Source organism: Pseudomonas folii, assembly GCF_014357575.1.
GTDB classification, from domain to species: Bacteria; Pseudomonadota; Gammaproteobacteria; order Pseudomonadales; family Pseudomonadaceae; genus Aquipseudomonas; species Aquipseudomonas folii.
In genome coordinates this window covers 1-11,120 of the sequence record NZ_JACONW010000165.1, presented here as the reverse complement: position 1 = coordinate 11,120, position 11,120 = coordinate 1, and the positions used below count along the sequence as shown (strand labels likewise).

9 protein-coding genes are annotated in these 11,120 nt (G+C 57.1%); 8 read left to right on the top strand and 1 reads right to left on the bottom strand.

The genetic code is table 11. The features are described 5' to 3' along the window. Positions 1-45: 45 nt before the first annotated feature. Positions 46-1,422, bottom strand: coding sequence for a glutamine synthetase family protein (locus H8S59_RS23285; RefSeq protein ID WP_087265866.1), 1,377 nt, complete (start codon positions 1,420-1,422; stop codon positions 46-48). Positions 1,423-1,697: 275 nt separating this feature from the next. On the opposite strand from H8S59_RS23285, the gene H8S59_RS23280 reads away from it, so the two are divergent. The 8 genes from H8S59_RS23280 (at position 1,698) to H8S59_RS23245 (ending at position 11,051) form a co-directional block, all read left to right on the top strand. Beyond that, positions 1,698-2,474: a gamma-glutamyl-gamma-aminobutyrate hydrolase family protein gene (locus H8S59_RS23280; protein WP_187522947.1), complete on the top strand. Its 777-nt coding sequence runs from the start codon at positions 1,698-1,700 to the stop codon at positions 2,472-2,474. Positions 2,475-2,508: 34 nt separating this feature from the next. Beyond that, entirely contained in the window at positions 2,509-3,867 is a 1,359-nt protein-coding gene (locus H8S59_RS23275; protein WP_095092632.1) for a glutamine synthetase family protein, read from the top strand. A 197-nt stretch (positions 3,868-4,064) separates the two neighbouring features. After that, complete coding sequence (locus tag H8S59_RS23270) at positions 4,065-5,429, top strand: aspartate aminotransferase family protein (RefSeq protein WP_187522946.1); 1,365 nt, start codon at positions 4,065-4,067, stop codon at positions 5,427-5,429. 177 nt (positions 5,430-5,606) lie between these two features. Continuing rightward, on the top strand, positions 5,607-6,704 hold the full coding sequence (locus H8S59_RS23265) for a polyamine ABC transporter substrate-binding protein (RefSeq protein ID WP_095092628.1): 1,098 nt from the start codon (positions 5,607-5,609) through the stop codon (positions 6,702-6,704). 256 nt (positions 6,705-6,960) lie between these two features. Further along, on the top strand, positions 6,961-8,055 hold the full coding sequence (locus H8S59_RS23260; protein WP_187522945.1) for an extracellular solute-binding protein: 1,095 nt from the start codon (positions 6,961-6,963) through the stop codon (positions 8,053-8,055). A 55-nt stretch (positions 8,056-8,110) separates the two neighbouring features. After that, positions 8,111-9,253 (top strand): polyamine ABC transporter ATP-binding protein, encoded by a 1,143-nt coding sequence (potA, locus tag H8S59_RS23255; protein ID WP_095092625.1) that lies wholly within the window; start codon positions 8,111-8,113, stop codon positions 9,251-9,253. Continuing rightward, a complete protein-coding gene (locus H8S59_RS23250; RefSeq protein ID WP_087265878.1) occupies positions 9,250-10,170 on the top strand; it encodes an ABC transporter permease subunit in 921 nt (306 codons plus the stop codon). The genes potA and H8S59_RS23250 overlap by 4 nt, the downstream gene beginning before the upstream one ends. Beyond that, entirely contained in the window at positions 10,167-11,051 is an 885-nt protein-coding gene (locus H8S59_RS23245) for an ABC transporter permease subunit (protein ID WP_087265880.1), read from the top strand. Before H8S59_RS23250 ends, H8S59_RS23245 begins: the two co-directional genes overlap by 4 nt. The last annotated feature ends 69 nt before the right edge of the window (positions 11,052-11,120 follow it).

Below are 11,120 nucleotides of genomic sequence, written 5' to 3'. Positions count from 1 at the left end.
CACAACCTCACGGCCTGCGGCGTTTTTCATGCTTCACACCAGTCGTTAAACGGTATGCAGGTACCAGTTGTACTCAAGGTCGGAGATGGAGTGTTCGAACTCCTCCAGCTCACTTTCCTTACAAGCGACGAAGATATCGATGTATTTAGGATCGATGTACTTGGCCATGACTTCGCTGTCGTCCAGCTCACGCAATGCGTCGCGCAGGTTGTTCGGCAGGCTTTGTTCGTTCTGCTCGTACGAGTTGCCCGAAACCGGCGCGCCAGGTTCGATCTTGTTGGTCAGGCCGTGATGCACGCCCGCCAGAACAGAAGCCATCAACAGATAAGGGTTGGCGTCGGCACCCGCAACACGGTGCTCGATACGCACCGCATCGGCAGAGCCGGTCGGTACGCGTACGGCCACGGTACGGTTGTCCAGGCCCCAGCTCGGGGAGTTAGGCACATAGAACTGAGCACCAAACCGGCGATACGAATTGACGTTCGGGCAAAGGAACGCCATCTGCGCCGGTAGGGTCTCGAGCACACCGCCGATGGCATGACGTAACGCGGCGTTCTGCTCGGGATCCTCGCTGGTGAAGATATTCTTGCCATCGCGATCCAGGATCGAGATGTGTACATGCAAACCGTTGCCTGCCTGGCCCGGGTAAGGCTTGGCCATGAAGGTGGTGTCCATCTCATGGTCGTAGGCGATGTTCTTGATCAGGCGCTTGAGCAATACCGCGTAGTCACACGCCTTGATCGCGTCGGCGACGTGGTGCAGGTTGACTTCAAACTGGGCCGGAGCACTTTCCTTGACGATGGCGTCAGCGGGAATCCCTTGCTCCTTGGCACCTTCCAGAATGTCCTGGAGGCAGTCGACGTATTCGTCGAGGTCGTCGATCAGGTAGACCTGTGTCGAGTGCGGGCGTTTGCCGGAAATCGGCGAGCGGGGTGGTTGCGGACGGCCGTTCACGTTCTCCTGATCGATCAGATAGAACTCCAGCTCGAAAGCGGCGCAAATCGTCAGACCCATTTCGTCGAACTTGGTCACGACCTGGCGCAATACTTCGCGCGGGTCGGCGAAAAACGGGTCACCTTCCAGTTCGTGCATGGTCATCAACAGTTGCGCGGTAGGGCGCTTCTGCCAAGGCTCATTGCACAGGGTATCGGGGATTGGATAACAGATTCGGTCCGCATCACCGATGTCCAGACCCAGGCCGGTACTTTCTACCGTCGAGCCATTGATATCCAGGGCAAATAAAGAGGCAGGCAGGTTAATGCCCTTCTCGTAAACCTTATGGAGGCTGGTGCGTTCAATGCGCTTGCCGCGCACCACACCATTCATATCTGCAATCAGAAGGTCAACGTACAGAACCTCAGGATGTTCCTTAAGGAACGCGTTCGCTTCGTTAAGCTGAACGGCACGCGGGGGTACCGACATGATGCAACACCTTTGTTGTTAAAAATATCAATCATCGAGCTTTACGGGTTTCAGTCAATCCGAAAGCCATGATGAAGTCAATAGAGCCTTCCCTTGCCCCGAAAGGGCGCAAAAAGGCCGTTTTTGCCGCAATTCAGGGCAAGTATTTAACAGCGGAAGGCTACGGATTACGGGGCTTTCACGGTGCCTGTTCGATTTCCACAGGACTGTTGTGTAAAAAAACGAACAAGGCTAAGCTCGATCGCAACCCAGAACAGCAACAACACGGGGGTCCCATGTCACGCCTGCCCTTGATCGGCGTCACCGCCTGCACCAAGCAGATCGGTCATCATGCTTATCATGTTTCTGGCGACAAATATGTCCGTGCGGTAGCAGTGGCTGCCAAGGGCATACCGTTGATTCTGCCTTCACTCGGACCCTTGCTAGACCCCGCCGATATTCTTTCCAGCCTCGATGGACTGCTGTTCACCGGTTCGCCTTCCAATGTCGAACCCTACCACTATAGTGGCCCAGCCAGCGCTCCGGGTACTGCTCATGATCCCGAACGCGACCGCACCACCTTACCGCTTATTCGTGCTGCCGTGGCAGCCGGTGTTCCGGTTTTAGGCATTTGCCGTGGTTTTCAGGAGATGAATGTAGCGTTTGGTGGCAGTCTGCATCAGCGCGTCCATGAAACTGAAGGCTTCATGGATCATCGTGAACCGGAGAATGAGCCGGTTGAAGTCCAGTATGCGCCGAGTCATCCGATGCGCGTCCAGCCGGGCGGTGTTTTGGACGGCCTGGGGCTGGCGAGTGAAATTCGTGTTAATTCCATCCACGGGCAAGGCATCGAGCGCCTGGCGCCGGGCCTGCGCGTGGAGGCCATTGCGCCCGATGGTTTGGTCGAAGCCGTCTCGGTACAGGACAGTCCGGGCTTCGCGCTGGGGGTGCAATGGCATCCCGAGTGGCAAGTTACTGCAAACCCTGATTACCTTGTCATCTTCCAGGCGTTTGGCGATGCCTGCCGTAAACGAGCACTACAACGCGACGCCGATGCGTCAACTAACGCCTGATTCGCGATCAGGACTCTGACCACCTGAGGTATTTATGAGTACCAACCTCGACCAGCTCACCGATTGGTTGAAAGAACACAAGATCACCGAAGTCGAATGCATGATTGCCGACTTGACCGGGATCACTCGCGGCAAGATTTCCCCCACCAACAAATTCATTGCCGAAAAGGGCATGCGCTTGCCGGAGAGCGTATTGCTGCAGACGGTGACCGGTGACTACGTCGAAGACGACATCTATTACGAACTGCTCGACCCGGCAGACATCGACATGTTCTGCCGTCCGGATGCCAACGCGGTTTATGTAGTGCCCTGGGCCATCGAGCCCACCGCGCAGGTGATCCACGACACCTACGACAAGCAGGGCAACCCGATTGAGTTGTCGCCGCGTAACGTCTTGAAGAAAGTCCTCAAGCTCTACACTGATCAGGGCTGGCAGCCCATTGTCGCGCCAGAGATGGAGTTTTACCTGACCAAGCGCAGCGACGACCCCGACTACCCATTGCAGCCGCCAGTCGGGCGCTCCGGGCGTCCTGAGACAGGTCGTCAGTCGTTCTCCATCGAAGCGGCCAACGAGTTCGATCCGCTGTTCGAAGACGTCTACGACTGGTGCGAACTGCAAAACCTAGACCTCGACACGCTGATCCACGAAGACGGCACGGCGCAGATGGAAATCAACTTCCGTCACGGTGACGCCTTGTCGCTGGCAGACCAGATTCTGGTGTTCAAGCGCACCATGCGTGAAGCCGCACTCAAGCACGATGTGGCGGCGACTTTCATGGCCAAACCGATGACGGGTGAGCCTGGCAGTGCCATGCATTTGCACCAGAGCATCATCGACATCAAGACCGGCAAGAACATCTTCTCCAACGAAGACGGGACCATGAGCGAGCTGTTCCTGCAGCACATCGGCGGCTTGCAGAAGCTGATCCCTGAGCTGTTGCCGCTGTTCGCGCCGAACGTCAACTCGTTCCGCCGCTTCCTGCCGGATACCTCGGCACCGGTGAACGTCGAGTGGGGCGAAGAAAACCGTACCGTTGGCCTGCGTGTTCCGGATGCAGGTCCGCAGAACCGTCGCGTGGAAAACCGCTTGCCGGGCGCAGACGCCAATCCGTATCTGGCCATCGCTGCGAGCCTGTTGTGCGGCTTTATTGGCATGGTGGAACACATTAACCCAAGCGCTCCGGTCGTCGGCCGTGGTTACGAGCGACGCAACCTGCGCCTGCCGCTGACCATTGAAGACGCATTGGAGCGCATGGAAAACAGCAAGACCGTCGAGAAATACCTGGGTGAGAAATTCATCAAGGGCTACGTCGCGGTCAAACGTGCCGAGCATGAAAACTTCAAACGCGTGATCAGTTCGTGGGAGCGCGAGTTCCTGTTGTTTGCGGTTTGATGCCATAGGACCTATTGGAGCGAGCGGTTGAGATGACGTGGGACCGGCTTTAGCCGGGAAGAGGCCGGGGCAGCCGATAAATCTTTGTTGTCTGCCAAGCAGCCTTCCCGGCTAAAGCCGGTCCCACGACGCTGATGCGGCCGCATAAACATGCGCGCAAACATAGAGCCTCCTGCGCATTTAATATGGAGTTGTACATGAGTTCCAAGAACCCGCAAACCCGCGAATGGCAGGCCTTGAGCAGTGAGCATCACCTGGCCCCGTTTAGCGATTACAAGCAACTCAAGGAAGTCGGCCCGCGGATCATCACCCGTTCCAGCGGGGTTTATCTATGGGACAGCGAGGGCAACAAGATCCTCGATGGCATGTCCGGCCTGTGGTGTGTCGCCATCGGTTATGGTCGTGAAGAACTGGCCGACGCGGCTGCCAGACAGATGCGCGAGCTGCCGTATTACAACCTGTTCTTCATGACCGCCCACCCGCCGGTGCTGGAGTTGGCCAAAGTCATCTCCGAAATCGCCCCTGAAGGCATGAACCATGTGTTCTTCACCGGTTCCGGTTCAGAAGGCAACGACACCATGTTGCGCATGGTTCGTCACTATTGGGCGATCAAGGGCCAGCCGAACAAGAAAACCATCATCAGTCGGGTCAACGGTTACCACGGTTCGACAGTCGCGGGCGCAAGCCTGGGTGGCATGACCTACATGCACGAGCAGGGCGACTTGCCGATCCCGGGCATCGTGCACATCCCGCAGCCATACTGGTTTGGCGAAGGCGGCGACATGACGCCGGACGAGTTCGGTATCTGGGCTGCCGAGCAGTTGGAAAAGAAGATTCTTGAACTGGGCGTGGACAACGTCGGTGCTTTTATTGCCGAGCCGATTCAGGGCGCGGGCGGGGTTATCGTGCCTCCGGAAAGCTACTGGCCGAAGATCAAAGAAATCCTCGACAAGTACGACATTCTGTTCGTCGCCGACGAAGTGATCTGTGGTTTCGGGCGAACGGGTGAGTGGTTTGGTAGCGACTTCTACGGCCTCAAACCGGACATGATGACCATCGCCAAAGGCCTGACCTCGGGTTACATCCCCATGGGCGGCCTGATTGTGCGTGACGAAGTGGTGGCCGTGCTCAACGAAGGCGGTGACTTCAACCACGGCTTTACCTACTCCGGGCATCCGGTCGCAGCGGCCGTGGCGCTGGAGAACATTCGCATCCTGCGCGAAGAGAAAATCGTCGAACGCGTCAACGCGGAAACGGCACCATACTTGCAAAAGCGTCTACGTGAGCTGAGCGATCATCCGCTGGTGGGTGAAGTCCGCGGCGTCGGTATGTTGGGGGCCATTGAACTGGTCAGGGACAAGACAACCCGCGAGCGTTACACCGGCAAAGGGGCGGGCATGATTTGTCGAACCTTCTGCTTCAACAATGGCCTGATTATGCGGGCTGTAGGCGACACCATGATCATCGCGCCACCGTTGGTGATCAGCTTTGCGGAAATTGATGAGTTGGTCGAAAAAGCCCGCAAGTGCCTGGATCTGACGTTGGCGCAGTTGCAGGGCTAGACCTGTGGGAGCGGTGCTTGCCCGCGATAAGGTGCACTCGGTTCACTTTAGACCGCATCGCCCTTATCGCGGGCAAGCACCGCTCCCACAGGGATCATCGTGGGCTTGAAACACCGGTCAGGAACTTGCCAGACTAATGGCTAGAAGCCGCTACCTAATAACACTGGAGTTGTACACATGAAGAAATTTGGCAAGACCCTCCTCGCTTTGTCCCTCATGGGCGTTGTGGCCGCCGCTGCGCAGGCCGACGACAAAGTGCTGCACGTGTACAACTGGTCCGATTACATCGCCAAGGACACCATCTCCAAATTCGAAAAAGAGTCGGGCATCAAAGTCGTCTACGACGTGTTCGACAGCAACGAAACCCTTGAAGCCAAGCTGCTTGCCGGCAAGTCCGGTTACGACATCGTCGTGCCGTCGAACAACTTCCTGGCCAAGCAGATCAAAGCCGGGGTTTACCAGCCGCTGGACAAGTCCAAGCTGTCCAACTACAAAAACCTGAACACCGACCTGCTCAAAGCCGTATCGGTCAGCGACCCGGACAACAAGCACGCCTTCCCGTACATGTGGGGCTCGATTGGTATCGGTATCAACCCGGACAAAGTCAAAGCCGCACTGGGTGCCGACGCACCTGTCAACTCGTGGGACCTGCTGTTCAAGCCAGAGAACGCAGCCAAGCTGAAATCCTGTGGCATCAGCTTCCTCGATTCGCCAACCGAAATGCTGCCGATTGCCCTGCATTACCTGGGTTATCCAACCGACAGCCAGGACAAGAAACAGCTGGCTGAAGCCGAAGCGCTGTTCATGAAAATCCGTCCTTCGATTGGTTACTTCCACTCGTCCAAGTACATCTCCGACCTGGCCAACGGCAATATCTGCGTAGCCGTGGGTTACTCGGGCGATATCTACCAGGCCAAATCCCGTGCTGAAGAAGCCGGTGGCAAGGTGAAGGTCAGCTACAACATTCCGAAAGAGGGTGCTGGCAGCTTCTACGACATGGTGGCAATTCCTAAAGACGCAGAAAACGTCGAAGGGGCCTACAAGTTCATGAACTTCCTGCTGCAGCCGGAAATCATGGCCGAGATCACCAACGAAGTACGCTTCCCGAACGGCAACTCGGCAGCAACTGCTCTGGTCGATAAAGACATCACCAGCGATCCAGGCGTCTACCCGCCTGCTGATGTGCTGGCCAAGCTTTACGCCATCGCTGACTTGCCAGCCGCCACGCAGCGGATCATGACCCGCAGCTGGACCAAGATTAAGTCGGGTAAATAAGTAGATCCCGGTAGGAGCGAACTTGTTCGCGAGGCGGTATGTCAGGCACTAATATGTTGAATTTGCCGACGCCCTCGCGAACAAGGTGGATCGCCACCCCGGTCGCTCCTACCGGTCCATCCCAAGGCAATGTCACATAAAGTTTTTTTGCGATACGCGGTCAACAACGGTAAGTTGCGCCCCCGGATTTTTTCGACCTGATCTGCTCAACTTCCCGACACGGGCACCAGACCCCACCTCAAAAAGGATTGTTCACGTGTCTATTTCTTTATTTGCCAAATCCATGCTCGCCGCCGCCACGCTCACTGCTACCGTCGCAGCGCACGCGGCATCCACCGTGCATATTTATAACTGGTCCGATTACATCGGCAAAACCACTCTCGAAGACTTCGAGAAAACCACCGGCATCAAGCCGATGTACGACGTGTTCGACTCTAACGAAACCCTGGAAGCCAAGCTGCTTGCGGGTCGCACGGGCTATGACGTTGTCGTGCCGTCCAACCACTTCTTGGGCAAACAGATCAAAGCAGGCGCGTTCCAGAAGCTCGACAAGACCCAGTTGCCGAACTACAAAAATCTAGACCCGGCGCTGCTCAAGCGTCTGGAGAAAAACGATCCGGGTAACCAGTACGCCGTGCCGTATCTGTGGGGCACCAACGGCATCGGTTACAACGTCGAGAAAGTCAAAGCGGTGCTGGGCGTCGACAAGATCGATTCCTGGTCGGTGCTGTTCGAACCCGAAAACATCAAGAAGCTGCAGAGCTGCGGCGTAGCCATGCTCGATTCTGCCGATGAAATGCTCCCGGCAATGCTCAATTATCTGGGCCTGAATCCCAACAGCACGAACGAGGCCGACTACAAAAAGGCCGAAGCCAAGCTGATGGAGATTCGTCCTTACGTGACCTATTTCCACTCCTCGAAATACATCACCGATCTGGCCAACGGCGACATCTGCGTGGCGGCCGGTTTCTCGGGTGACGTGTTCCAGGCCAAGTCCCGGGCAGAGGAAGCAGGCAAAGGCGTGAACATCGCCTACAGCATCCCGAAAGAGGGCGGCAACCTGTGGTTCGACATGCTGGCAATCCCGGCGGACTCGAAAAATACCAAGCAGGCCCACGCATTCATCAACTACATGCTTGAGCCTAAAGTTATTGCTGAAGTCAGTGACGAAGTGGGTTACGCCAACCCGAACCCTGCTTCCGACGAGTTCATGGACAAAGACATTCGCGCGGACGAGGCGGTTTACCCGTCCAAGGAAGTGCAGGAGCGCCTGTACGTCAACTCCGAGCTGCCGCCGAAGATTCAGCGCGTGATGACGCGCAGCTGGACTCGAATCAAGTCCGGTAAATAAAGACCTCGCGCCCGGTCATGCAGGCCGGGCTGCAAACCAGTTGGGAGTTTCACCCATGGCAGTTGCCTCCGGCGCCTACAAGAAATCACTCGAAGGCGATCAGCAACCCAAACAGGTGCTGGTCAAGATCGATCGGGTCACGAAGAAATTCGATGAGACGATTGCCGTGGACGACGTGTCCCTGCAAATCAACAAGGGCGAGATTTTCGCCTTGCTGGGCGGCTCCGGCTCCGGCAAGTCAACGCTGCTGCGCATGCTGGCCGGTTTCGAGCGGCCGACAGAAGGGCGGATCTTCCTTGATGGCGTCGATATTACCGACATGCCGCCGTACGAACGTCCAATCAACATGATGTTCCAGTCCTACGCGTTGTTCCCGCACATGACCGTGGAGCAGAACATCGCGTTCGGTCTGCAGCAGGACAAACTGCCCAAGTCGGAAATCACCGAACGCGTGGCGGAAATGCTCAAGCTGGTGCAGATGACCCAGTACGCGCGTCGCAAGCCTCATCAACTGTCCGGCGGTCAACGTCAGCGGGTAGCGCTGGCTCGTTCCCTGGCGAAGAAGCCCAAGTTGCTGTTGCTCGACGAACCCATGGGCGCGCTGGACAAGAAACTGCGCTCGCAGATGCAACTGGAACTGGTGGAAATCATCGAGCGGGTCGGCGTGACCTGTGTGATGGTGACCCACGACCAGGAAGAAGCCATGACCATGGCTGAACGCATCGCGATCATGCACCTGGGCTGGATCGCTCAGATTGGCAGCCCGATCGACATCTACGAAACCCCGACCAGCCGTCTGGTCTGCGAATTCATCGGTAACGTCAACCTGTTCGAAGGCGAAGTGATCGAGGACATGGAAGGCCATGCCCTGATTCGAAGCCCCGAGCTGGAACGCAATATCTACGTTGGCCACGGCGTGACAACCTCCGTGGAAGACAAGCACATCACTTACGCGTTGCGTCCAGAGAAGTTGCTGGTCACCACCGAACAGCCAGCATTCGAATACAACTGGTCGCGTGGTAAAGTCCACGACATCGCGTACCTGGGCGGCCATTCGGTGTTCTACGTGCAACTGCCGTGCGGCAAGCTGGTGCAGTCGTTCGTTGCCAACGCCGAGCGTCAAGGCACCCGGCCGACCTGGGGCGATGAAGTGTTTGTCTGGTGGGAAGACGACAGCGGCGTGGTATTGCGCTCATGAAGATACGCAAAATCAAGCGCGCCTTGAACCGGATAACCCCCAATGGCCGGCAACTGGTCATCGGGGCACCGTTCCTCTGGCTGTTCCTGTTCTTCGCCTTGCCGTTTCTGATCGTTATCAAGATCAGTTTCGCCGAAGCCGACGTAGCGATTCCGCCCTACACGGAAATCTTCAGCTACGCCGAGCAGAAGTTCGAGGTCATCCTCAACTTCGCCAACTACGCGCTGCTGACAGGCGATGACCTTTACATTTCGGCGTATCTCGGTTCGCTGAAAATGGCGTTCTTCAGCACGTTGCTGTGCTTGCTGATCGGCTTCCCGATGGCCTATGCCATTGCAACCGCACGCAAGGAGCTGCAAACCGTGCTGTTGCTGTTGATCATGATGCCGACCTGGACCGCGATTCTGATCCGGGTCTACGCATGGATGGGTATCCTCAGCAACAACGGTTTGCTCAATGCGTTCCTGATGTGGCTCGGCCTCATCGACGAGCCGCTGCAGATCCTCAATACCAACCTGGCCGTCTATATCGGCGTGGTGTATTCGTACCTGCCGTTCATGATCCTGCCGCTGTACGCCAACCTGGTCAAACATGACCCGAGCCTGCTTGAAGCGGCGTCTGACCTGGGCTCCAGTAACTTCAACAGCTTCTGGAAGATCACAGTGCCGCTGTCCAAGAACGGCGTGATTGCGGGCTGCATGCTGGTGTTCATTCCGGTGGTCGGCGAGTTCGTCATTCCTGAACTGCTGGGTGGTCCGGAAACCCTGATGATTGGCCGCGTGTTGTGGCAAGAGTTCTTCAATAACCGTGACTGGCCGGTGGCTTCGGCATTGGCGGTGATCATGCTGTTGATCCTGATCGTGCCGATCATTCTGTTTAACCGCAGTCAGGCCAAAGAGCTGGAGGGCAGGGCATGAGAGGCTTTCGATTCTCGAACATGATGCTGGTCCTGGGCCTGCTGTTCATCTACGCGCCGATGGTGATTCTGGTCATCTACTCGTTCAACGCGTCCAAACTGGTCACGGTCTGGGGCGGCTGGTCTGTGCACTGGTATGTCGGTTTGCTGGATAACTCGCAACTGATGGGCTCGGTGATGCGCTCACTGGAAATCGCCACGTATACGGCGATTGCAGCGGTAGCGCTGGGCACCATGGCGGCCTTCGTGTTGACCCGCATCACGCGCTTCAAAGGCCGCACATTTTTCGGTGGGCTGGTGACAGCGCCACTGGTGATGCCTGAAGTGATTACCGGTCTGTCGCTGTTGCTGCTGTTCGTGGCCATGGCGCAGTTGATCGGCTGGCCGCAGGAGCGCGGCATCGTCACCATCTGGATCGCCCACACCACGTTCTGCGCCGCCTATGTGGCGGTCGTGGTTTCGGCACGCTTGCGTGAACTGGACCTGTCCATCGAAGAGGCCGCCATGGATCTCGGTGCGCGGCCATGGAAGGTGTTCTTCCTGATCACCATCCCGATGATCGCGCCATCGCTGGCAGCGGGGGCCATGATGTCCTTCGCGCTGTCGCTGGACGACCTGGTACTCGCGAGCTTCGTTTCTGGTCCGGGTTCAACGACCTTGCCGATGGAAGTCTTCTCCGCTGTGCGTCTGGGTGTGAAGCCGGAAATCAACGCCGTCGCGAGCCTGATTCTGCTGGCCGTTTCGTGCGCGACCTTCCTGGTCTGGTTCTTCACCCGCCGTGCCGAGCAACAGCGCAAGAAAGCCATCCAGCAAGCCATCGAAGAAAGCGCGGCGGATAGCTACAAACAGCCCGACCCACGCCGCGCGGCTGCGCCGGTTTAAAGCGCAAGGTGACTGTCGGTAGGAGCGAACTTGTTCGCGAGACGGTGTAACTGTTTACGCAGGATCATC